We start from the raw sequence: 21,177 nt of genomic DNA, 5'->3' as shown, positions 1-21,177 counted from the left end.
AAGCTAGGAAAATAGGCTAGCAAAAATATATGACAAACATAACACCACACGCGTGCACGTATGTAGAAGCTACCTAATTCGTAATACAGAGAATATGCGACTTAATCCCAAATCCAATAAGGAGGTGTATATGATCAAAATAAAAAGCTACCTCCAATAAACACAGCGAAATGTTGCGATTCCTACTCGGTTTATTAGAGGTAGCAGTGTAAACGTACCATATTTGACAAGGCGAAACAAGAAACAGGTTTGACTAAGTCTTTTGCTTCATTAATTAAAGGAGTGAATCATGATAAGAAAGAAGATCTTTGCAGTGTGTATAAGCGTTTTGCTTTTGATTAGCTCTAGCTCAGCTATAGCTCTAGCTAAGCCTATGGACTCGGGATCAGCAGGCCTCGTGTCAGGTGTTATGGATAATGATCCTTCACTAACTCCCGAAGTTATCCGACAGCTAAAGCAAGAAACTGAAGCGAAAGAGCGCTCAATTGGAGAACCGATGACTCCTTCTGGATGCACTTGCGAAAGTAATCACCATAAAGTGGGAGCCTCGTGCCTAATTGCTAACAACGAGTATGGCAATATCTCGATCTCTGTAACAAATTATATGCAGGAGAAATCATATTGGTGTGGCCCGGCTTCGGCGCGCCAGAGTCTGAGTTTCCATAAGACTAAAAGTGGTTCCTCTACGACGTTACCATCCCAAACGACTCTTGCAACTAAGATTGGTACAACAACTTCTGGAAGTACGACTACTGGAATTAAGAATGCGCTAAATAGCTATAACGGCACTTTTGGCTCGATTTACTATGTAGCCTCGAATCTAACCGATCAATCTGATCCTTTGGGTACGTTTAAATATCGAATAGGCCATATGATTGATATCAAATATCGATATCCTGAGCTTTTTTGATCGTGAATTTCAGCGTATACGAAACGCCGTAAAGCGCCTCGATCGCATCTTGGAACTCTTGCGCCTTGCCGGGGTCGCCCTTGCCGTCCACCATTAAGAAGTTCATCGGGGGAACATCGATGACGACCTTTTCCATCTGATCTTTTACCTCCTCTTAAGACTCGTTAAGGTCGGCTATCAAATCATCGATAAACGTAATCTCGGGGTCGATGTGGATTATCGAGTGTTTGAACAGCGCTTTGATCGCCTCTTCGGCAGAGAGGACGGGAAGTGAGGCGATGGATAAATCAAATCGTTTATCGGTGCTACTTTTTCAGGTGGCCTTTGATAAAAACCTTTCCCCTGATAATCTTGTGGGCCGGTTTGTTTTTCATTATCTTAAACCTGGCAAATTCTTGGCCGCAGCTCGGGCACTTGAGGTCACCGTTCGTACCGTCTTCTAAAATCCTGTCCATATAGCACTTGACCAGAAAACCATTCGTCCGCTTTCTGTACTTATACAGGAATGTATTACACTTCGAACAGTAGATTTTTATAACGTAGATATTCGAATCGGCGCCCATAACGACCTTCTTGTGGTTCCTTGCTTTTTGCTACTGTAGCAGAAACCAAAAAGCCTGGGAAGCCAGGAGCCAGGAGCCAGGATTCAGAATGGTGTGGGTCGAGAATGTGGGTAAGAGCGATTAGCGAGTAGCGAATAGCGATTACTTGTCATTCTGAACGAAGTGAAGAATCTCGGATGCACTTGCATGACTGTCACTTACCAGCGTTTAGGCGTAGCTAAGCTACTGTAAGAAGAAGGTTCTATTCTGACTCCTGTTCTTCAGGCTCTTCGATGTCTCGTTTTTTCAGGCCCCTTAAGGCCGGTCCGTGGATTACCTCGCCGTCGTAGTTGAAACGAGAGCCGTGGCAGGGACAGTCCCAGGTGCGCTCAGCGTTGTTCCAGTTTACGGTGCAGGCAAGGTGGGTGCAGATAGGGGAAACCGCATGGACGATGCTTTGCTTGTCTTTGTAGGCCGCGACCTCTCTTTTATTGATAACGAACTTCTTGCCTTCGCCTTCTTTAAGCTCGGAGAGGTCGCGTAGGTGGGGCTCTGTAAGAATGCTCTTGCCGTATTGCGCGGAGACGTTTGCATTCTCTGTGGCGAACTTCTTGGCGGAAGCCAGTATATTAGTCCGCGACGGATTAAAGAACGGGGCCCAGCGGTTGTGCCGCCCCAGGACCATATCAGACAGAATCATGGCCGAGAGTGTGCCGTTCGTCATACCCCATCCGCCAAATCCCGAGGCAAGGTAGATTCGATCGGATCGCGGGGCTTTGCCTATAAATGGCACGTTATCGGGTGTATCGTAATCCTCGGTAGACCAGAAGTAATCCACCGATTCGACATCAAAGCGCTCGCGGGTACGTATCTCGAGGTCACGGTAGTCCTCAAGCGTGTCGCCGCCCTGGCCGTTCTTGTGGTGGCCGCCGCTGATGACGAGAAGCGTCTCTTTATCGGCCGGCTGATTGCGGACGGCAAACTCGCCGCCGTCTTCTGTGTAGTACATTCCCTCGGGGATATCTCCCCTTATGCGGACGCCAAGTGCATATGAGTAATAGGGATACAGCCGGGAAAAGAAGAACCCTGTATCGTAGAACGGGAACTGGGTGGCGATAATGATATACCTGGCCTTCAAACTTCCCTTGTTTGTCACCACGGTATGCGGATCACCCTGCTCTACTTTTAAGGCCTCGGTGTTTTCGAAAATATGGCTTCCCTCGCCCGGTAACGTCTGGGCGAGAGCAAGCAGGTACTTACGTGGGTGAAACTGCGCCTGGTTATCATAGCGCACTGCCGCCTGAACCGGGAACGGCAGCGGTGTTTCCTCGGTATACATAACGGGAAGACCTGCCTTTTCAGCCGCCCGTCCCTCACGCCTGATGGTCTCACGATTGCCGGCAGATTCGGTATAGACATACATGGGCGCACGCTTAAAATCACAAGAAATACTGTGGTGCTCGACGAGAGAGGCGATTCGCTCAATCGCCGCCTGGTTCGCATCCGCATAGATGCGTGCGCCGTTTTCACCGAAGCTTTTGGTAAGGGGCTCGTAGATTATCCCGTGTGCGGACGTGATCTTAGCCGTGGTATGCCCGGTCACGAGTTTAGTTATCTTGTGCATATCGACAACGGCAACGGTGTTGCCGGCCTCTTTTAATAATGTAGCGGCCGTTATGCCGCTAATGCCGCCACCTATTATTGCGACATCTACTTCTAGGTTGTCCTGCAGGGGAGGAAAATCGGTGTCGGGGGTTGTATCTATCCAGAGCGAGTGCTGGTGACCTGGTATAATACCATCTTTTTCAGGATTCATGACTTCATCCCTTTCCATCGAGCTTCACTATTCTGGTTTGCCGGTTCTGTTGGAAACCCGCCAGGCATTCGTTACCCAAAAGTCGGCATTAAGAAACTGGTACGGGAAAACGGTCTTTTTGAAAGAATGGCACAGAATTATATTTAATGTGAAAAATATCACACAATTGAATGGAATATGATGTTTTATTGGGTATAAGAGTTGTATGGTTGTTGGGGATACTATCGCTTTAGGCTGATATAAATGGATGTAATACCGGCAAATTACCAGCTAACTGTACGTTTTAGTAAGTTTGGTATCGTGCGTTAATCTAAGTTCACATAGTACGCAGTTGATAATCATGGGGTCGGTTGATGAAGAGCGAGCGTAAAGCGGACATATCCAAATTGATGTTAGCCACGATTGTTATCAGTGTTGCATTCTGGGTCGCCGATTCCTTTGTCGACACCTCTATCTTTCACGAAGGATCGCTGGTCAGCCAGCTCATACATCCCAAGCCGCATGAACTCTGGGCACGCTTATTTGTCATCTTTATCACATTGATCTTTACCCTGACCTACACTCGAGAAAAGCAAATAGAGCGAGACCTCGAGTGTAAGTCGCTGTTGCTTAATAGCGCCACCGGCTCGGTTTTCGTCCGTGATCTTGACGGAAAGATACTCTACGTAAATGAGGCGGCTTGTACGACCAGGGGGTATACGAAAGATGAGCTTATGATGTCAAGCTTTGATAAGCTGGACGTGCCTGAATATTCCGAGATGGTTAAGCCAAGGATTGAATACCTAAAGAACGCCGGTTCCGCCGTGTTTGAGTCCGCGCATCTCAAAAAAGACGGGACCATTATGAATGTGGAAATAAACGCAAGTCTCGTTACACTCAGGGGCAGGAAGGTAATCGTAAGTGTCGTGCGCGATATTACCGGGCGTAAGGAAGCCGAGGCTGAGATGAGAAGAGCGAAAGAGCTGAGCGATGCCCTTAATGATATCAATGCGCTGATTAACTCAACGCTTGAGTTTGATATGATCATGCAGCGGGCTGTCGTGGAAGCGGCCAAAGCGATAGGGGCCGAGACCGCCGCGATCGATTTGCATGAGGGTGACCACTGGGTACTCAAATATATCAACGGCTTGCCACACGAGCTTATCGGGCAGAGATTTACCGATAGCGAGTTTATGGTTTCATCTCTGGCCGCACGGTCGAAGGAACTGATCGTCGTTAACGATGCCCTGAGCGATATGAGGGTCAACCGTGAATTGACCGAACGTTTGAATATCCGCTCGATGTTGGTAGTTCCCTTGACTGTACGGGAGCACGCCATTGGTACTCTCGTTTTTCATTATCATTCTGAAGCCACCCCGTTTGATGAGTTGCAGATCGATTTTGCGGGTAAACTCGGCACTTCGATTTCGCTGGCTATCGAAAATGCCCGTCTTTATGCCTCTAAGCGGACTATCGCAGATACTCTGCAAGAGGCGATTCTTACCGTTCCTCAGACCATCCCCGGCATCGATTTTAGCTACCTCTACCATTCTGCAACCGAGGCGACCAGGGTTGGTGGGGATTTCTACGATCTTTTTGAACTAGAAGGCGGCAAGGTTGGAATCGTTATCGGAGACGTTTCTGGAAAAGGTCTGAATGCCGCCACTCTTACATCGCTGGTAAAAGATGCAATCAAGGCATATGCATATGATAGTGATTCACCCGCTTGCGTCATGGCAAAGACAAACGAGTTTATCAGCAGCTGCTCGGAATTGGCGACATTTATCACCGTATTCTTCGGTATTCTGGATACCCGCTCCGGGGAGTTTACGTACTGCAGCGCGGGACATCCACCGGCGATCTTAAGAAAGAAAACACCTGAGACCTCACTTCTTTTTACCAGCTCACCGTTTATCGGGGCTTTCCAGGGTCTGCATTACGCCGACGATAAAACCATCATCCAAAAAGGCGACATCCTGGTTCTTTATACGGATGGCGCGATCGAGCCGAGAAGCGACGACGAGTTCTTCGGAGAAGAACGCCTTATAGAGCTTATCAAATCCTTTGATTCACAGAATATCCAAGAGCTTCCGCAAGTCATTTTCTCAGAGGTTATGTCGTTCTGCACCGGCAACCCATCGGACGATATCGCCCTGCTCACGGTTTCTCTGGATCATTAAACCATCTCTTTGCTGTTACAGAATCAGAGGTGCGTAAAAAACTCGCCGGTAGGGTATATAAGCGGCGATGATACATAAAACCAATGAGCCGCATAGGCGAACCCATTGTGGCCAAACGTATGCCTGCAACTCGTTTCTAATGGAGGTGGAGCAATGTCGGAGGAGGAAATGTCGGTATTTCCCCGGTTGACGCGAAGGGATTTCCTCAAATTTTGCGGTACGATCGGTGTTTTGATCGGCGCGGGAGAGATGGCGGCTCCGGATATTGCGGCGGCCCTGGAGAAACTCGCCAAACGCCCTTCGGTGGTCTGGTCGCTTTTCCAGGAATGCCTTGGCTGAAGCATCAACCTTTTGCAAAGCAGGACGCCGAGCGTAGCCAATTTGATTCTTAGAGAAATATCGCTTGATTACCACGAAGCCGTCATGGCGCCGGCTGGGGACCAAGCGGAAAAGAGCTTCAGGGATACCGTTGACGGCGGCGATTTCTTTTACGTCGTCGAGGGTGCGATTGCGACAAAGGTGCCGGGTGCGATGACGGTACATGGGAAGACTTCGATGGACATCGCCGCAGACACCTACAAAAAGGCCAAGGCGACTATCGCTATCGGCACGTGTGCGACCTACGGCAACATCCAGGCCGCGGCGCCAAACCCGACCGGTGCTAAAGGCCTTGCGGCGTTTTTACGTGAGGACGCAGGAATCGCCAACCCGGTTGTCGTTAACGTCTCCAGGTGTCCGGGTAACGCCGAGGACATGATTGCGGTGCTATCGTACATACTACTAAACGGCAAACCGCCCGCGCTGGACGCCATCGGCCGGCCGATGTTTCTCTACGGCGGCCTTATCCACGACAATTGCGAGCGGCGGGGCCATTTTGATGCGGGTGAGTTCGTAGAGGTTTTTGGGGATGAAGCATCCCAAAACCGCTGGTGTTTGTTCAAGATGGGCTGCAAGGGGCCGCAGACATTTGCCCCATGCCCTGTAACCAAATGGAACGGCCACTTGAGCTGGTGCGTGCACAACGGCCCATGCATCGGCTGCGCCGAGCCGGATTTCTGGGACAAACTCAGCCCGTTCTATCAGCAGACATCAAACATCAGGGTCCCCGGCGTCGGCGGGGTATCGGTAACGGATGTCGGTATCGCAATCGGCGTAATAACCGCCGTCGGTATCGGGGCCCATTTCATAGGAGAAGCCGCATCCGGAAGGCTGACCCACCGCACGCCGGCAGAACCGGAAGGCGGCCCGAAAGGTGGTAATGCCTAATGGCAAAAGTAGTCATCGACCCGATCACCCGCATCGAGGGTCATCTTAGAATCACCTGCATCGTTGAGAACGGTAAAGTTACCGATGCGTGGAACACCTGCACGCTCTTCCGCGGTTTTGAGATATTTATGAAGAACCGCGATCCCATGGGTATCTGGCATTTTGCCCAAAGGATTTGCGGTGTGTGTCCCACGCCCCACGCCCTCAATTCGGTCCAGGCGGTCGAGCGGGCTATGGGAATCGAGAAGGTGGATGATAACGCCAGGCTCGTGCGTAACATGATGGAGGCCTCCCAAATCGGCTACGACCATATCCTCTGGTTCTATATCCTCAACGCGTTTGATTATGTAAACGTACCCAACGCGCTCAACGCTAGGCCCACCACACAGGCGCTTAAAGATGTCCAGGATAAGGTCAACGCGGTGGTGCAATCGGGTCAGCTCGGCCCCTTTGCCAATATGTTCTGGGACCACCCCGGCTACAAGTTATCCCCGGATCTTGACCTTGAGCTTACCGCACACTACTTACAGTCGATAGACGCCCAGCAGGCGGCAAACGATGCCGCTGCGTTTATGGGTGGTAAATATCCGATGATCATGAATTATGTGCCGGGTGGCGTAACGCAGCTGCCCAGCATAGAAGAAATATTATTCTACAGGGGACGCATGGAGCAGGTACAGGCCTTCGTTAATGAAGTGATGGTCCCCGACCTTTTGGCCATCGCCCCGTTTTATCTCGACCTTGCTAAGACGGGCAAAGGGCATGCCAATTATCTGACATGGGGCGTGCTTGATGAAAAGAGCCAGGACCCCGGCGATCGCGTATTCCCGAGGGGTGGGATCTTCGACGGCAAGCTTCAGCTGGAGAAGGTCGATCCGGACAAGAGCAGGATGTACACGAAGTTCTCGTGGTTTGATGATAAGGTCGGCGGCGGTAAACACCCGCTTGATTCTGGACAGGAGCCGATAAACTACACCGGGATCGATCCTCTTGACAACCAGGAACCTGTGAAAGGTAAGTATGACTGGACGCAAGCGGTACGTTATGGTGACGATAACAAACCGATGGAGGTCGGTCCGCTCGCGCAAATGCTGGTCGGCTATCTTGCCGGGCGCCCGGAAATTAAAAAAGCGGTCGATGATACGCTTAAAGCCATCGGTCAGCCGGGAAATGTCGGGATTCTGATGTCCGATTTAGGCCGCATTGCGGCCCGTGTTCTAAAAGCTAAGGTGAACGCAGACAACGCTCTACGTTGGTCCGATGAGCTACTGGATAATATCAAGGGCGGAAAAACACAGGTATTTAAGGCAAAGCCGATTCCCGCGACGGGGACCGGCAAGGGCGGATGGGACGCGCCCCGCGGCGCCCTCTGTCATTATATAAAAATCAAGAACGGCCTGATCGATACCTACGCCGCAGTTCCCCCATCCAACTGGAACCTATCGCCGCGCGACGACAATGGCGTGCGTGGTCCCGTCGAGGAGGCGCTGGTTGGGCAGCCGGTAGTCGACCCAACAAAGCCGCTCGAGATATTAAGGGTCGTTCACACATTCGACCCGTGAATGGCCTGCGCGGTTCACGTGATTGAACCGGAATCAAACCAGGTCCTCAAATTCCAGGTCCGTTAGGGGTGATGTAGATGGGAGTTCGAGCGACGGCGCGTGAGGGGCGTAAGCCGCATATAACGCGGGAGGAACACCCACTGGTAGCCGTGGTAACACACAATGTACACCTGGTAGCTTTAATAGCTTTGGTGTTCACCGGGTTTTTCATACACTCACCTTTTTATCGAGGTTCGATGCAGACGAATAGAACCATCCATCTCATCTCCGCCTGGATTCTAATCGCTTCCGGGGTAATCCGGATTTACTGGGCGTTCTTCGGTCGCGGTTCGGCCCCCACGGGTTCACGGCGCAAAATGCCGGATTACAAGTTTTTCTTACCGCAAAAGGAAAATAGGGGCAAAACACTGGAGACACTGCGCTACTACCTCTTTCTGCGCCGGACCCATCCCAGAATACTAAAATACAATCCTCTGCAAAAGGGAACGTATTGGGCGTTGATTCTCTTGTCGCTCATCCAGATAATAACCGGGTTCGAGCTATGGACCCCGACGCTCGCGTTTTTCTCACCGCTAACGTATGCATTAGGGGGCCCGATTTATGTGCGTATGATCCACTATATAGTCGCATGGCTGTTCATCGTGATTACTGCTTTACATATTTACCTGGTACTTATTGAGGCGAGACCCGAACTGCCGCTTATGTTCCTTTACCGGGAGCCCGGCGAAGTAACGATGAGCGATGGCGGCGAGGAGCTTTAGCTATGGGGGATTCACGCCGTAAGCCCAAGATAACGGTATTGGGTATCGGTAACACCTTAATGGGTGACGATGGCGTTGGGGTTGCCGTTGTGCGCGATTTATCTTCTGGGATCAGCCACCCCAATATTAATGTGGTCATTGGTGAGACCGCAGGTATGGGTCTGGTAAAGCACTTTCGGGATTCGGATATCGTCATCGTGGTCGACTCGATCGCAACCGAGGCCGAACCCGGTACGATTTTTAAGTTCAATCCGGACGAGGCCGGCGTGCTCAACCTCCGTTCAAATAATATCCATGGGATGGGTGTGGCGTATCTCGTGACCAACGCACGGCTGGTCGGCGCGAATCCTGAGGTGATTATTTTTGGTATCCAGGTAGGTGATGTTCGACCAAGGGATAGCAATCTTACCCTACCGGTTGCCACTGCCGCAAGGCGCGTCTGCCAATTGGTAACCGAGGAGCTGCAGTCTCTGAATGTGTAGCAAATATTGCAGCCTGCACGTCGCGTAAATGTTCTGATTTCGCCCCGCCGTTCGTCTTCGTTGGGTATATACCGGTTTAGTTCACCTGGATGTGGTTCATATCGCGTGGGCCGCTACCCAATAGCTACCAGCGAATACGAGGGGTGAGAGATGACGAATAAGATAATCGAGCACGGTGACCTCTATTTCTTCTACCGGCCGAAAGTGCACGAAGAAGAAGTGCGAGACCTTGGTGATGTCGAGCGCTTTTACCTGGTCATGGCTCCGCAAGAACCCAAACTGTTTCGCCTGCTTATAGTGGGGCAAAAGTATATGCCCGAGATCCTGCCGGGCAGGATGGCCCCGCAGGAGCGTAACTGGTTGATCGTAGATTACGTAACCGATAACGGCCGGGACCTGGAGCACTTGGCCGGGGGATACCCGGGGGCAGAGGAACGGCTGCGCTACCCGCAAGACCTCATGCAGCTTTTTGATGAAAGCTGGATCAACGTCAAAGACGAGCATCTCCTCGATTATGAAAACACGCAAATCCTTTTAATCGGGGCGCGCAAGCAAGATATCGAAGGCAAATTGGGCATTCATTTTACTAAAGAAGATCTCTCCCAGGCGGTGGATAAACTCTACTCGACCTTGCACATGACGAAAGAGGACCATCCCCTAAAATCGCTTATCGAGGGGCAGTGGCCGGAGAGCAAGGAGGCGGCGTAGAAGGGAGGCTTTACTATGGCCGATGCGCAAAACATAAAAGGTAAGAGCGTCCTGTTTCTTCTAGTGGACGGATTCCAGAGTGAGCACTTTAATTACTTACGCGAATGCTTTAAGAGCCAGGGCGCCAATATTCTCATAGCGAGCTTCAACAGCAACGATGTTCTAACAAGCCGGGATGGAGGCATTCGCGTAACGAGCGTTGTTTCGTTCGCCGAAGCCGCACGAAACTACTATGATGCGGTACTGGTGGCCGATAACGTAACGGCAGACGCTATCCGCGAGAACGTTGCCGCGATGAAGCTGATTGAAGAGACCTGGGCCCGCGGCGGGTTGGTGGCTAGTGCCGATGAGGGGGCGATCGATTTAATGGGGGCCGGTATTGTCGACAACAAGATCATCGCCGCCCCGCCAAACCTTTACACTAATCTCGAAAACGCTGGTGCACAGATATCTTATACGCCTATCGCGATGAGCGATAATGTCTTCAGCGCGCGCGCCGATGCCGATATGAGCCTGTTCTGCCAGGATATGATAGGCTACCTGTCGCGCTACGGGGCTGCGGCGGCATAAAGCCCGTGCGGCGCCCCGATGCCGTAATCGCAGTTATTGCTATTTTGCAAACGGGTAGAAACATATCAGGAGGTGTGCGGATATGACACACGGAGGAAAGATGGGTTACGGGCACCACATGGGCGGCCACAGGTGCAGGCACGGCATGGGTCATGGAATGGGAATGATGGGAGGAATGGGCGGCCCGATGGGCATGATGCCGATGGGGATGCAAGGGCACGGGGTGTGTCCTGTGTGCGGGTATGGCGCTGGCATGACGGAAGGCGGGAAACACCACCGTAAAGGCCCTATGATGATGGCGAAAATCGCGAAGAAAGAGCTGCTTTACGAAAAGATCAAGGCCAAGATGGATCAAAAATACGGCGGTGATTTGGATAAAATGGCCGATGAGATTGTAAATTTCGCCGACGAAAAAAGGCGTATGAAGATCGATTATATGAAGCGCGCGGCAGAGATGCGCCGCCGCATGTGGGAATTTCACATGGAAGGCGAGGAGGAGGAGGGCGAAGAGGAATAAGCGCGACACAAGTAGGGAGGGTGTTTTGTAAGAGAAAGCGGGGTATTTTTTACCCCGCTGCGGATATTATCATGTGATCGACCGTACTGCGCTAGCGCGGTAACCCTCCTTATGCGGCCCTTTTCAACCTTGCTGCCTACTCTGGCGGAAGCGTGATGCTGGTGCTTGATTTGTAGAGATAGTAGGCTGCATACACTCCGGAGAGGCCGACAAGCGAGTATACTATTCGCGAAGCCAGCGACCTGCGACCGAGCAACCGCGCGACGAGGTCAAATGAGAAAAGCCCGATCAGACCCCAGTTCAATGCGCCTATGGTCGTCAAGGCCAACGCGGCCTCATCGGGCACACTGATCCTCTCAATATTTGTAGTTTCCTGCATTTTAACTACCCCCGATTATGATCGATGTTACTGTCGAACCTACCTATCTCGACTGCATTATTCCCCGGAGCTGACAATATAACCGGGTTCGGGGAGAAACCTTTGAAAATTGTCAGGTACGTCTGAGCTTCGCGATTATTAGCTTATCGTCTGTAGACCTGCCTGAAAATCAGCCAGACCCCTACCAGGATAAGTATGGCCGGCCAGATTATGTTGGTAAGCTGGGTGATGGTCAGGGGGATTATGCTTTCGGTTACAAGAAGCGTCGTCGTCCCGATAAGAAGGAGGATGCCACTGGGGATGAGCGGCCACCAGTACCGGCGCCTGGGCATCAACGCATAGATCGATAGAAACGCAAACCCTAGCGCGATAGTAATGACCGCCCCATTATCGACGGAACGGAAAACGTGCGCTTCCGTCAATGTTATGGCGATGCCCAGCCAGGCGAGTATCATGCCGGGGATAAGAAATCCGACGACGCGCCAGAACGCATACGCAACCAGGAACGACACCCCTAATGCAAACACAAAAACCCCAGGACTAAACAGGTCCAGGTTTATAAGCAAAAGGGCGATACCAATCACAATCAGGATAATGCCGGCGGTAAGACCGCCCCGTCTCTCATTAGTGCCCATGATATTCACCTCAACTATTAGGAACCACTAGTCAAACGTCCTGCACATAGCCTATCGCTCTAGGCTGCCTGTTTCAAGGCTCCGTCAAAGTCACCAAACTCATTGAAGCCATTATTATTTGTTCCCATGTAGGCGCATAAAAAGACCACCCCGGGGGATGGTCGATTATTCGCTCTGTGCCGGCGGCAGTCTAGGCGGCCTTTTCGAAACCGGTTCCTTTCGGCAGCATGTTCATTTGCATCGGCATGATCTGGTCGATGTAGTCGTTTGCCGACATTTGCGACATCGCAAACAACGCACTCGGGATCTCGAATTTGCTCGAATCCCCTTGCTCGAGCCTGCTATAGGCATCTCTCAACCAGCTCAGGTGTTGCTGGTCCTCTTTTAACGTGTACTCGTGGGTTTGATGGGCCGCATCGTTTTTCGCCATCTGCATACCCAGCTGGTGCACCCTGATCTCGACCAGCTCGTTCATCATCGCGTATTCAAGCGGCGTGGTCATCGGGTCGAGCAGTGACTCGAGCATGGTCACATGGAGGTTCTCGACTGCGGTCACCATATTGTAGAGCCGGCGGACGTCCCGCGCAGGCATCATTTTTCTCAGCATCTGGAAGTCGTTTCTGAGCTGCTCTTCATTTGCAAGCAAAGAGTGTATGTTAACAAAGCTCATGATATCCGCCGAGTTTTTATCCAGGTGCTGCTTCATCAGGTCGTTTGTCGGGATAAGCTGCCTGTCCCACGGCCTGCCCTCCTTGATCTGTATCTGTCCTTTGACGACCCCTTCCGGGTTTGTGCCGATGCTCGACATAGTATCCCAAAGAGACTTCGCCTGGGTAAGGTGGTCGAGCAGGATGTAATCATGCACCATTTTGCAACTCTCGTTGGGCTCGAGCTGGGCGGCATCCGCAAAGCCCTGCAGGGCGGTCATCTCGAGGGCCATGCTGGCCTCCATCGGGGTCGTCTCCGGGTCGACGAGCGAGCCCATCAAGGATTGGTGCTCTTCTTCCTGCAGCGATATCCTCGCGAAGAGTTCCCGGATTTCCTTGTTCTGGCTCATCTCCATAAGGTGGTGATAGTTGGTCCACTGGTGCTGCTCGATTCCGTAACCCGCGGTCATCTTAGTCAGCTCCATAGGATCGACCATGGCCTTGCTGACCGGCCCCATCGTCCATTCATTGATTTCATTCTTGACCTCATTGAAATTGCTCAATTAGTTATATGTTGCCACTTGCATCCCCCCTAAAAATTTTCGCGTCATCGTTTTGGCGCCGGGGATATACCCGAAATCTTCGCCCGAATCGGAGAGGGTGAAGGAGTATATCGGGAAACATTTGACTCAAATACCCCCTAGGGGTATATTAAGAATATCGTGTTTCGTTTCTGCTAGGTGCGGATGCATGCTACGCCGGGGGAGCCAATGGGAGCGACTGATTTTTTATTCGTGGCCGTAGTGGCCGTGCTTCTTGTGTATTCAAGCATAAAAGATAGAAGTAAAACGGGGCAGGCGCTTCGGATCGCGGCGGCGACATTGCGAAAGCAGCTACCCATGTTCGCTACCGTTTTCTTGTTGGTCGGGCTATTTGAGGCGTTCTTGACCAAGGGAATCGTCCAGTCATTGATGGGCAAATCCGTGGGATATTTTGCGCCGCTTATCGGAGCCATCGTCGGGGGCGCCGCAACCGGGCCACCCGCGGTTGCATTTCCCATCGCGCACTACTTATGGAAGGTCGGAGCGAGCCAGGCTGCGGTCGCCGCTTTCGTGGTCTCCTGGGTCAGCGTCGGCACCGTCACCTTACCCATGGAAATCGCGACCTATGGTCGCCGCTTCGCCATCACCAGGTGGGTCGCCTCTTTGATAGTCTCGATTCTCATCGGGTTGATTATGGGGGCGGTGTTGTGATGAGCTGGGCGAGAAATTACCGGTACCTTATCGCAGTCGGTATTATATACCTTCTTGTGGGCATCTACCTGCCCCGTAAGGCAAGCATCGCTTTATCGGCGACCTGGCACACGGTAAGCTCGGTCATTCTTATCATCGTTTCCGTCTTTATCCTCATAGGACTCGTCCAGGTCTGGATAAAAGAAGACATGATCGCGGAAAAGCTGGGTGAGGGCTCGGGCACCAAAGCCTTGGTTCTCTCGGCCTTGTTCGGCTCAATCCTGGTGGGTCCGCTTTTCGCCATTTTTCCGCTATTAAAGTCTCTTCTTAATAGGGGCGCCAGAGTCGGCGTCATTGTCGTCATGCTTACCACGTGGGCGGTAAAAATCCCAATGCTCCCGCTCGAGGTGAAATTCCTCGGTCCGTACTTCACCATCCTCAGGGTGGGCCTGGTGCTCGCACTTTCTATTCCTGTGAGCCTGCTTGTGGAGAAAATCATAACGATGCCGGGGCCATTAGTAATCAACGATGTAGCCGAAGTTCTCGAAAGCCCCAAGTAAGGTTCGAATCCGATCCGGGGATGCCAAATTTATCTAATTCGAACTTTTTAGACACGAAAAGACAATAAAATAGCGGGGTAAAGTCAGCACGGGCAACCGTGCCGTCTTTATTTATGTAGATCTTTTCAAATACAACCTGGTTAAGAAGCTGTTTGTTCTCCTCATTCAATTTCTTATATAGCGTTCCGCAGTTTCTGGCCATTTGGATTGTAATAGAAAGCCTTTTTTCCAGCATCTCAGTTTTAATGGAAATTGCATCTAACAACTTACGAGCAGCTACCATATCTCTTTCAATTTCGAGCCTTTTGGCTTTAGCGGTTTCATCATCAAAGACACCGTTGACGTAAGCGTTAACGATTCTTACCTTTTGCTTCTGCAGGGTTTCCATTCTTTTATGTGCTAGTTCACGCTGCTTATAATCGGCCTTCTCCCGTGCTAAGAGCTCCTTCTTAAATGAAAGAGTAATTTTATCAACCCATTCTTGCTTTAATTCAATTTGCTCATAGAATTCTTCAATGCTTTTTTCGATATGAAATGCTTCAACATACGGCATGGTGCATTTAGGTTTAGTCTTACGGCTTAAGCAGTAAAAATAGAGGCAATCCTTTTTAGCTACATCAACTGACATTCTCGCGCCGCATTCAGCACAAAAAATTGAACCTTTGAGATAATGGTTATACTTTCTGGTTTTTATTCCAACTCGATTTAACGCCAAGATCTCTTGGACTTTTTGAAACGTCTCTTTATCAATAAGAGGCTCATGGTTGCCTTTGTACTCTACACCTTTCCACTCAAAGACGCCTGTATAGAATTTATTCTGCAAGATTAATGCAAGTGTTGATCTCACAATCGGTTTTTCAGACCATTTTCTGGTTGGTCTAGTCTTAAGACCCATTTGATCAATACGCTCATGAAGCTTCCTCAAGGATACTCGTCCAAAAGGTCAAATCGAACACATCAATCGACTGGATGATAAAAGAAAACGTTCAAGCAAAGCTTAGAGTGCTAGTCAGAAGAACTTTAAGGCAATATGGTTACCCACCGGATAAGCAGGAAATCGCTACTGATAACGTGCTTAAGCAAGCAGAGTTGTTTGCTGATATATGGTCCTAATTAGTTAAGACTATAATGTTTCTGGTATTTCTTTTGTGAAATAAAAAAGGGATTCTGGCGTATGGAATCGCCCAATATCACGAAGGGATGCGTCTTTATTAGATTAGTTAACACAGCGCTAGGTATTATGCGTTCGTCATATTGGCACAAGCATGTTGCGGGTAGTGTTCTGATATAATTGTTTGCGTTTGCCTCAAAGCGCAGCCAGGCATCTACATTTGAGCCCGTAGCGGCCCAAGTAAGGTCATTTGCGATATTTGCCCCATCCCAACCCTGGCGGATCGCTGCATTTATGGCACCGGTAATCACATCGCTAAAGCGTTTTTCGTCGAAACTACCACCGGTAGCAAAGTAATCTTCATGGGCCATAAAGACTAGTTGGCCCTCAATTAAGTAATAGCCGGCGTCAATATCATCTTTGATAAGCATGTCTTCCACTTTGTATAAGTCATCTTTGTTGATAACACCAATACTTTTATTGTGCTTCCTAAAACCATCTTTAATAAATTCCTTCAGGACACTCAGGCGCTGTGATTCACTGTTGTAAAAGTGAAGAATATGTTCACCTGCTGCAATTTCAAAATTAATAGAGCCTGTCGATTTCATAGTTTTCATTATTCACATCCCCTTGACCGAGCCTAGCATAAAGGATGCGACATTGTTGCAATCAAGGTCAAAAAGGAACATATTCACATAAAAACAGCCTATTCTAACCTTTTTTATCCTGCTTGCTTGCAGGGTATGCGTAAGAAAATGTAACTTAAAACTCCTTCAGAAGTTTGAAAATAATCCTGTCCGGGGGCGCTATCTCGTGGAAAGGATAGTCAACTTAAAAAATACCCCAGATAATTCACCAGGGTATTTAATATAGTCGTAAGGGTTAGAAAACCGTTACGTTATCTGAACAGTGGCAGCACATAAATTGCAAGAAAATATAGTATTGCAAGAACGATTATGACTATAGCCGCGTATTTGATTGCCGCATAACCCGCGAGGCTGTCATGTCCTGGCTCGACCACGCGACGCTCTTCGGTATCTCTATGTATATGTTCCGGTTCGCTCATTGTATCCACCTCACTATTCTTTAATTCAAGCTAGCGTAACAAGTTCGTTATAAGCTTAATATCTCCTAAAACGCAGATTCTAAACTCCAAGCCCATAGTGGCTTCTTAAGATTGAGGGGATCAAGATTCAACCGTCAACACATTTTCGGGCTTCAAGCGGTTTCTTGGTCCTTCCTTTTGGTCTTGCTAATTCACATGTTCTGTGTTGCGCCAGTGAATACCCCCCCCAATACGGGGGGGTTCACAGGCAAGTATAAGAAAGAAATCGGCGCTATCTTAAGAAGACCGTGTCAATACAAGGGAATAGAAATAATAGAGGTAAAAGCTCGCTCATGATATTCGAGCAGTTCGGTAATCTTAAGTACAAATATGGCAGCAGGCACTTCTAGTGTAAGGGATACTACGTAACGACCATGGGTCTTACCGAAGAGGCCGTAAAGAAATATATCAGAGAGCAGCAACACGCTGACCACATAATGGACAACCTCAAGGAAGCAGATAATCCCTTTAAGGGATAGTCAGGTACTTAATACAGAAGACAGTATAATGCATTTTGAGGTGCGGCCAGTACCATGCCCTTATAGGGCTAGTGTAAACTGCATCTAGAAGTGCGGTCATGATTTTTCTTGACTCTTTCCTTAGGGCGAACTGTATCATAGCAGATGAATGCCAGTATTAATTATATAAACCTTCAAGAATTGTGGATTATGTACAATATCGGTGAGTTTTCAAGGATTTCTCTCTTGTAACACTAACACAACGCTTTTATTGAGAGCTATGAAGTCCTTTTTCCGCATGTTTAAGACCTATGAACTTGTTTGAAATAGCTGCTACTTGCGCATACTAAACTGATAGGTAAGATCAAGATGATTGCGACGAGTAGCTAGATAAGGCCGTGATCTATGACGGGATAAACCGACATGAAGCGACTACTCACCAAAGTAGCAATGATTCCATTACGTATAGCCCTGATTTTTGCAGTGGTAAGCGCTGTATGGATTTACTTCTCTGATCGGATACTGGCCATTCTTTTCAATGGTCCAGCAATTTTTACGCGCCTTCAGACCTATAAAGGATTGTTTTTTATTTCGGTAACAGCAGTGCTTATCTATGTGCTTATTCGCAACAATATCGCAGAGCTAGCGATGACAACACTCCGTCTTCAAGCTAGCGAGGAGAAATATCGCGACCTAGTTGAGCATATCAACGATTGGGTATGGGAAATTGACGAAGATTTTATGTTTACTTATAGCAGCCCGATAGTCGAGGATATCTTAGGATATTCCGTAGATGAAATCATCGGCAAGAAACCGTTCGATTTAATGAGCGTCGATGAGGCACAACAGGCTACCGAAATAATCCAAGGTTTTGCCAATACGCGCTCGTCGTTTGGACTTTTCGAAAATACATTTATTCATAAGACCGGTCGTGAGACCGTTTTAGAGATCAGCGGATTACCGGTTTTCGATAATGAAGGCAAGTTTAGCGGTTATCGTGGTATCAACCGCGATGTGACCGAGAGAAGGCTTGCGGAGGAGCTAGCAAAAGCTCGCGACCTCGACGTGCGAAATGCATATGTCAGCATTTTAGGTGCCGTAACTGGCGATAGATTAATTATCATGACAGATGATGAGATTCAAGCAGCGCTCGGCGAGCCGATAACAGAAGCCTATTCAATCGATTCCTATGAAGACTTATCGACGGCTCGCGCCCAGATCCTATCCATGCTCGCATCTAGGTTTCTAGATGACGATAGCCTGCAAGAGCTGATACTGGCAGCAAGTGAAGCTATGGCTAATACAGTAAAACACGCACAAGGTGGTATCTATCAAGCATATCAAAGTGAACAGGCCATACAATTGATGGTCTCGGATTCTGGCCCCGGCATAGATTTCTCGGTTCTCCCGAAAGCTGCTTTGATACCGGGCTTTTCGACTAAACAATCGCTCGGAGTTGGCTTTAGTGTGATGCTAGAGCTATCTAATCGCGTAATGCTTGCAACAAGACCTGGAAGAACGATAGTCGTACTCGAGAAATCCCCGACCCCTGTCGTTAAAGATATGATCTGTCTCGACAAATATGCATCTATAGACTAAGTCGTAAAAACAGTCCCCTCGCATGAACTGTTTTAGTCCACCATTTTGGTTGATTACCCTTAGCTCAATTGATCAGCTATTCAGCGCTGCAAAATATTCTTCCAATCGTTCTAGCAGCTCTTTCTGGTTTGAATAGTGAGTGATTGCAGTGCCCTTATGCTATAGCAAAGACAAGCTTTTCTAAGCCTGAATAGTGCCCAATCCGGGGAGCACTGGAAGATTATTGCTTGAGAGAGCCAAAATCTTTTTTTAAGTGCCGATTAGTTTTAGAATTGCACACATTCACAATGATTTGCTATTAGACCTACAGGTTGCCAGCTTACCGGGTGTCTGACACCTGATCTATGACACCCGGGCTGCTGGCACTTATTTAATGCAAATCCAGGCAACCGATAGGGCGGGAAATATAAAGATGATGAAAAGGTATGTAACCGTACTGGATAACTGATCAAGCCGACTTCTTTACCAAATTAATGGTATCAAGCGATGACGTGTCTTTAAACAATAATCCTCATACCCCGGAAGGTTTCGCAAGAGCACTTTTTCTTCTCCTATGAGCCTAATAACATTACTCGGTATAAAGAGTAGAAAACCCAATAATGCCCAATAAGAACCAAGGGCCAGCGGAGTAAACAATAAAGTTAATAATGTTGCCGTGTACATGGGGTGGCGGACTATGGCGTAGAGGCCGGTCGATATAACCGGTTGTTTCTCCTCGACCTGGATGATAGTTGAAGCATAACTGTTTTCCTTAAAAACAAAGAAGATAAACACAAAACCAAGGATAACAACAGCATTCGATAGAATAATAAGCCAAATTGGCACATCCGACCAGTTAAAACGGTAGTCAAGACCGGGGATTAAAAAGCTGAGTACAGATAAAAATGATATGACACGCACGATGCCTTTTTGCGGTTCCTTTTCTTTAAACTGGTTTCGTCTCGCCAGAAGCGCGGGATCTTGCTTCAGAAAATAGGCGGAAAAAAACATCATCATGGCAAAGGTTTCAAGCCAATAAAGCCGTCCCTCCCAATACTTCAACGAACCTGCAGGAAGAAATAAGATAACGCCTATTATGAGCGCAATAATTACCGGTATACGGTAAGCTTTCGTCTTGGACATTTCAATGTTATTTTCCATCTAGATTGTGCCCCCTCCCCAGTCGTGCTGACAAATTATGATTGAGATTAAGATATTGTTCTACAAGCTTCCGGTACTTAATCCAGGCCGGTGAGAGAGTGTCGGCGACCATCTCATTATAAAGGCTATCCAGGGGTTTTATCGGTCTGGACCTGTTTTCTATCATTTCCTTAACAAAAGGTATGCTTTTAATCAATTCGGCGGATTCCCGGGCCATAACTTCAATCTTCGGGTCATCTTCGGGCAGCTTGGCCAGCTCTTGTAAACGCGCTCCGGAATGCAAAGCCATTTGGTACTTTTCGGGGTGCGCCTGAAAATACACCGCCAAACCACGGAAATCTTCCCGGTAATCCTCCCCCCACTGGAAATCGTCCAGGATGCCGAACAATTTTCTCTGTTGGTCGAAGAGTTCCGGGCAAGTTTGGGCATACTTACCCATTTGCTTCGGTCCCAGTATCTCTGTAATCATTTGAAAAGAAGGGGACTCGAAAGTATCCTCATTCAGGAGAACCGTTTCTTCACTAAGCAGCATTTCAATTTTCGCCACTCGTTCTTCGAGGCTTTTTTTCTCGCTTAGCAGCTCAGCCCGCAGGGATTGCAAGACTTCTCGCAAGGTTCTATGATTGTTCATATCTCCCAATATTTCTTTGATGCGCTTCAAATCCAGCCCCAGAGATTTCAAGTGTCTTATAAACCGCATACGAGTCAGCTCCGCTGGCCCATACAAGCGGTATCCTGCCGGAGAGCGCTCCGGTTCTTGTAGCAAACCGATCTTATGGTAATAGATAATGGTTTTTAATGTACTTCCAGTCAATTTAACAAAATCGCTGATTTTTATTCGATTCTTCACCGCTATCCCACCTTCTTAACCAGTATAAACCCTGCCCTAAGGGTCGGGTCAACTTGATCTTTGGGGAGCATGGACTAGGGGCTTTATCAGTTTTCCTCGGTGGCAACAACCTCACTTGCGTCTAAGGCCATCGGAAGGGAGAAGTTACCTGCGCTGGAGAATAAATCC

At 48.9% G+C, this 21,177-nt stretch carries 24 protein-coding genes and 2 pseudogenes; 15 read left to right on the top strand and 11 right to left on the bottom strand.

Going from position 1 to position 21,177, the window contains the following annotated elements; genetic code table 11:
- Positions 1-289: 289 nt before the first annotated feature.
- On the top strand, positions 290-910 hold the full coding sequence (locus ACYC56_RS04080; protein ID WP_461372905.1) for a C39 family peptidase: 621 nt from the start codon (positions 290-292) through the stop codon (positions 908-910).
- Here the strand turns inward: ACYC56_RS04080 and ACYC56_RS04075 are convergent.
- From ACYC56_RS04075 to ACYC56_RS04065, 3 genes are all read right to left on the bottom strand, one after another.
- The gene (locus tag ACYC56_RS04075) at positions 882-1,046 is read right to left on the bottom strand and encodes a hypothetical protein (protein WP_461372904.1); all 165 of its coding nucleotides are present in this window, start codon (positions 1,044-1,046) and stop codon (positions 882-884) included. The two genes, ACYC56_RS04080 and ACYC56_RS04075, sit on opposite strands and share 29 nt — an antisense overlap.
- A 169-nt stretch (positions 1,047-1,215) precedes the next feature.
- A complete protein-coding gene (locus ACYC56_RS04070; RefSeq protein ID WP_461372903.1) occupies positions 1,216-1,365 on the bottom strand; it encodes a hypothetical protein in 150 nt (49 codons plus the stop codon).
- 349 nt (positions 1,366-1,714) lie between these two features.
- Positions 1,715-3,286: an FAD-dependent oxidoreductase gene (locus tag ACYC56_RS04065; RefSeq protein ID WP_461372902.1), complete on the bottom strand. Its 1,572-nt coding sequence runs from the start codon at positions 3,284-3,286 to the stop codon at positions 1,715-1,717.
- A gap of 371 nt (positions 3,287-3,657) precedes the next feature.
- Between ACYC56_RS04065 and ACYC56_RS04060 the strand changes: the two genes are divergently transcribed.
- The 9 genes from ACYC56_RS04060 (at position 3,658) to ACYC56_RS04020 (ending at position 11,293) form a co-directional block, all read left to right on the top strand.
- Entirely contained in the window at positions 3,658-5,427 is a 1,770-nt protein-coding gene (locus ACYC56_RS04060; protein WP_461372901.1) for a SpoIIE family protein phosphatase, read from the top strand.
- Between the two features lie 153 nt (positions 5,428-5,580).
- Entirely contained in the window at positions 5,581-5,766 is a 186-nt protein-coding gene (locus ACYC56_RS04055) for a twin-arginine translocation signal domain-containing protein (protein ID WP_461372900.1), read from the top strand.
- Between the two features lie 12 nt (positions 5,767-5,778).
- Positions 5,779-6,693, top strand: coding sequence for a hydrogenase small subunit (locus ACYC56_RS04050; RefSeq protein ID WP_461372899.1), 915 nt, complete (start codon positions 5,779-5,781; stop codon positions 6,691-6,693).
- Positions 6,693-8,255 carry a nickel-dependent hydrogenase large subunit gene (locus ACYC56_RS04045; RefSeq protein WP_461372898.1) on the top strand — a complete coding sequence of 521 codons (1,563 nt, stop codon included), beginning with the start codon at positions 6,693-6,695 and terminating at the stop codon, positions 8,253-8,255. Before ACYC56_RS04050 ends, ACYC56_RS04045 begins: the two co-directional genes overlap by 1 nt.
- A 77-nt stretch (positions 8,256-8,332) precedes the next feature.
- Positions 8,333-9,016: a cytochrome b/b6 domain-containing protein gene (locus ACYC56_RS04040; RefSeq protein ID WP_461372897.1), complete on the top strand. Its 684-nt coding sequence runs from the start codon at positions 8,333-8,335 to the stop codon at positions 9,014-9,016.
- A 2-nt stretch (positions 9,017-9,018) separates the two neighbouring features.
- Complete coding sequence (locus ACYC56_RS04035; RefSeq protein ID WP_461372896.1) at positions 9,019-9,498, top strand: hydrogenase maturation protease; 480 nt, start codon at positions 9,019-9,021, stop codon at positions 9,496-9,498.
- Positions 9,499-9,648: 150 nt separating this feature from the next.
- Complete coding sequence (locus ACYC56_RS04030; protein ID WP_461372895.1) at positions 9,649-10,206, top strand: hypothetical protein; 558 nt, start codon at positions 9,649-9,651, stop codon at positions 10,204-10,206.
- A gap of 15 nt (positions 10,207-10,221) precedes the next feature.
- Positions 10,222-10,776: a DJ-1/PfpI family protein gene (locus ACYC56_RS04025; protein WP_461372894.1), complete on the top strand. Its 555-nt coding sequence runs from the start codon at positions 10,222-10,224 to the stop codon at positions 10,774-10,776.
- An 82-nt stretch (positions 10,777-10,858) separates the two neighbouring features.
- Positions 10,859-11,293 carry a hypothetical protein gene (locus tag ACYC56_RS04020; RefSeq protein ID WP_461372893.1) on the top strand — a complete coding sequence of 145 codons (435 nt, stop codon included), beginning with the start codon at positions 10,859-10,861 and terminating at the stop codon, positions 11,291-11,293.
- Between the two features lie 136 nt (positions 11,294-11,429).
- Here the strand turns inward: ACYC56_RS04020 and ACYC56_RS04015 are convergent, their stop codons facing one another.
- From ACYC56_RS04015 to ACYC56_RS04005, 3 genes are all read right to left on the bottom strand, one after another.
- Entirely contained in the window at positions 11,430-11,672 is a 243-nt protein-coding gene (locus tag ACYC56_RS04015; protein WP_461372892.1) for a DUF378 domain-containing protein, read from the bottom strand.
- A 143-nt stretch (positions 11,673-11,815) separates the two neighbouring features.
- Positions 11,816-12,307, bottom strand: coding sequence for a hypothetical protein (locus ACYC56_RS04010; RefSeq protein WP_461372891.1), 492 nt, complete (start codon positions 12,305-12,307; stop codon positions 11,816-11,818).
- Positions 12,308-12,497: 190 nt separating this feature from the next.
- Complete coding sequence (locus ACYC56_RS04005; protein ID WP_461372890.1) at positions 12,498-13,517, bottom strand: hypothetical protein; 1,020 nt, start codon at positions 13,515-13,517, stop codon at positions 12,498-12,500.
- A 207-nt stretch (positions 13,518-13,724) separates the two neighbouring features.
- On the opposite strand from ACYC56_RS04005, the gene ACYC56_RS04000 reads away from it, so the two are divergent.
- Positions 13,725-14,207: a permease gene (locus ACYC56_RS04000; protein ID WP_461372889.1), complete on the top strand. Its 483-nt coding sequence runs from the start codon at positions 13,725-13,727 to the stop codon at positions 14,205-14,207.
- A complete protein-coding gene (locus ACYC56_RS03995) occupies positions 14,207-14,746 on the top strand; it encodes a permease (protein ID WP_461372888.1) in 540 nt (179 codons plus the stop codon). The genes ACYC56_RS04000 and ACYC56_RS03995 overlap by 1 nt, the downstream gene beginning before the upstream one ends.
- On the opposite strand, the gene ACYC56_RS03990 is transcribed toward ACYC56_RS03995, so the two are convergent.
- Positions 14,709-15,671 carry a recombinase family protein gene (locus tag ACYC56_RS03990; protein ID WP_461372887.1) on the bottom strand — a complete coding sequence of 321 codons (963 nt, stop codon included), beginning with the start codon at positions 15,669-15,671 and terminating at the stop codon, positions 14,709-14,711. The two genes, ACYC56_RS03995 and ACYC56_RS03990, sit on opposite strands and share 38 nt — an antisense overlap.
- Positions 15,672-15,673: 2 nt before the next feature.
- On the opposite strand from ACYC56_RS03990, the pseudogene ACYC56_RS03985 reads away from it, so the two are divergent.
- Positions 15,674-15,859, top strand: a pseudogene (locus tag ACYC56_RS03985) (type I restriction enzyme endonuclease domain-containing protein); the annotation flags it as partial.
- On the opposite strand, the gene ACYC56_RS03980 reads toward ACYC56_RS03985, so the two are convergent.
- Together ACYC56_RS03980 and ACYC56_RS03975 are read right to left on the bottom strand one after the other, a co-directional pair.
- On the bottom strand, positions 15,860-16,474 hold the full coding sequence (locus ACYC56_RS03980; RefSeq protein WP_461372886.1) for an MEDS domain-containing protein: 615 nt from the start codon (positions 16,472-16,474) through the stop codon (positions 15,860-15,862). It lies immediately after the preceding pseudogene.
- A 281-nt stretch (positions 16,475-16,755) separates the two neighbouring features.
- The gene (locus ACYC56_RS03975; protein WP_461372885.1) at positions 16,756-16,923 is read right to left on the bottom strand and encodes a hypothetical protein; all 168 of its coding nucleotides are present in this window, start codon (positions 16,921-16,923) and stop codon (positions 16,756-16,758) included.
- A gap of 314 nt (positions 16,924-17,237) precedes the next feature.
- On the opposite strand from ACYC56_RS03975, the pseudogene ACYC56_RS03970 reads away from it, so the two are divergent.
- Positions 17,238-17,441 (top strand): annotated as a pseudogene (locus ACYC56_RS03970) (transposase); the annotation flags it as partial.
- 402 nt (positions 17,442-17,843) lie between these two features.
- Positions 17,844-19,019 (top strand): PAS domain S-box protein, encoded by a 1,176-nt coding sequence (locus ACYC56_RS03965; protein ID WP_461372884.1) that lies wholly within the window; start codon positions 17,844-17,846, stop codon positions 19,017-19,019.
- Between the two features lie 462 nt (positions 19,020-19,481).
- On the opposite strand, the gene ACYC56_RS03960 is transcribed toward ACYC56_RS03965, so the two are convergent.
- Both ACYC56_RS03960 and ACYC56_RS03955 read right to left on the bottom strand, forming a co-directional pair.
- The gene (locus ACYC56_RS03960) at positions 19,482-20,159 is read right to left on the bottom strand and encodes a methyltransferase family protein (RefSeq protein ID WP_461372883.1); all 678 of its coding nucleotides are present in this window, start codon (positions 20,157-20,159) and stop codon (positions 19,482-19,484) included.
- Entirely contained in the window at positions 20,149-21,009 is an 861-nt protein-coding gene (locus ACYC56_RS03955; protein ID WP_461372882.1) for a MerR family transcriptional regulator, read from the bottom strand. Before ACYC56_RS03955 ends, ACYC56_RS03960 begins: the two co-directional genes overlap by 11 nt.
- Positions 21,010-21,177 lie beyond the last annotated feature (168 nt).

Source organism: Candidatus Aquicultor sp., assembly GCF_054640775.1.
Note: the sequence above shows the minus strand (reverse complement) of the source record. Positions and strands in the feature narration are given on the sequence as shown.

What these genes read in the sequence shown, in the direction of transcription:
- ACYC56_RS04080 (WP_461372905.1), top strand. Translation starts at nt 290, where the DNA reads ATGATAAGAAAGAAGATCTTTGCAGTGTGTATAAGCGTTTTGCTTTTG.
- ACYC56_RS04075 (WP_461372904.1), bottom strand. Translation starts at nt 1,046, where the DNA reads ATGGAAAAGGTCGTCATCGATGTTCCCCCGATGAACTTCTTAATGGTG.
- ACYC56_RS04070 (WP_461372903.1), bottom strand. Translation starts at nt 1,365, where the DNA reads ATGGACAGGATTTTAGAAGACGGTACGAACGGTGACCTCAAGTGCCCG.
- ACYC56_RS04065 (WP_461372902.1), bottom strand. Translation starts at nt 3,286, where the DNA reads ATGGAAAGGGATGAAGTCATGAATCCTGAAAAAGATGGTATTATACCA.
- ACYC56_RS04060 (WP_461372901.1), top strand. Translation starts at nt 3,658, where the DNA reads ATGTTAGCCACGATTGTTATCAGTGTTGCATTCTGGGTCGCCGATTCC.
- ACYC56_RS04055 (WP_461372900.1), top strand. Translation starts at nt 5,581, where the DNA reads ATGTCGGAGGAGGAAATGTCGGTATTTCCCCGGTTGACGCGAAGGGAT.
- ACYC56_RS04045 (WP_461372898.1), top strand. Translation starts at nt 6,693, where the DNA reads ATGGCAAAAGTAGTCATCGACCCGATCACCCGCATCGAGGGTCATCTT.
- ACYC56_RS04040 (WP_461372897.1), top strand. Translation starts at nt 8,333, where the DNA reads ATGGGAGTTCGAGCGACGGCGCGTGAGGGGCGTAAGCCGCATATAACG.
- ACYC56_RS04035 (WP_461372896.1), top strand. Translation starts at nt 9,019, where the DNA reads ATGGGGGATTCACGCCGTAAGCCCAAGATAACGGTATTGGGTATCGGT.
- ACYC56_RS04030 (WP_461372895.1), top strand. Translation starts at nt 9,649, where the DNA reads ATGACGAATAAGATAATCGAGCACGGTGACCTCTATTTCTTCTACCGG.
- ACYC56_RS04025 (WP_461372894.1), top strand. Translation starts at nt 10,222, where the DNA reads ATGGCCGATGCGCAAAACATAAAAGGTAAGAGCGTCCTGTTTCTTCTA.
- ACYC56_RS04020 (WP_461372893.1), top strand. Translation starts at nt 10,859, where the DNA reads ATGACACACGGAGGAAAGATGGGTTACGGGCACCACATGGGCGGCCAC.
- ACYC56_RS04015 (WP_461372892.1), bottom strand. Translation starts at nt 11,672, where the DNA reads ATGCAGGAAACTACAAATATTGAGAGGATCAGTGTGCCCGATGAGGCC.
- ACYC56_RS04010 (WP_461372891.1), bottom strand. Translation starts at nt 12,307, where the DNA reads ATGGGCACTAATGAGAGACGGGGCGGTCTTACCGCCGGCATTATCCTG.
- ACYC56_RS04000 (WP_461372889.1), top strand. Translation starts at nt 13,725, where the DNA reads ATGGGAGCGACTGATTTTTTATTCGTGGCCGTAGTGGCCGTGCTTCTT.
- ACYC56_RS03995 (WP_461372888.1), top strand. Translation starts at nt 14,207, where the DNA reads ATGAGCTGGGCGAGAAATTACCGGTACCTTATCGCAGTCGGTATTATA.
- ACYC56_RS03980 (WP_461372886.1), bottom strand. Translation starts at nt 16,474, where the DNA reads ATGAAAACTATGAAATCGACAGGCTCTATTAATTTTGAAATTGCAGCA.
- ACYC56_RS03975 (WP_461372885.1), bottom strand. Translation starts at nt 16,923, where the DNA reads ATGAGCGAACCGGAACATATACATAGAGATACCGAAGAGCGTCGCGTG.
- ACYC56_RS03965 (WP_461372884.1), top strand. Translation starts at nt 17,844, where the DNA reads ATGAAGCGACTACTCACCAAAGTAGCAATGATTCCATTACGTATAGCC.
- ACYC56_RS03960 (WP_461372883.1), bottom strand. Translation starts at nt 20,159, where the DNA reads ATGGAAAATAACATTGAAATGTCCAAGACGAAAGCTTACCGTATACCG.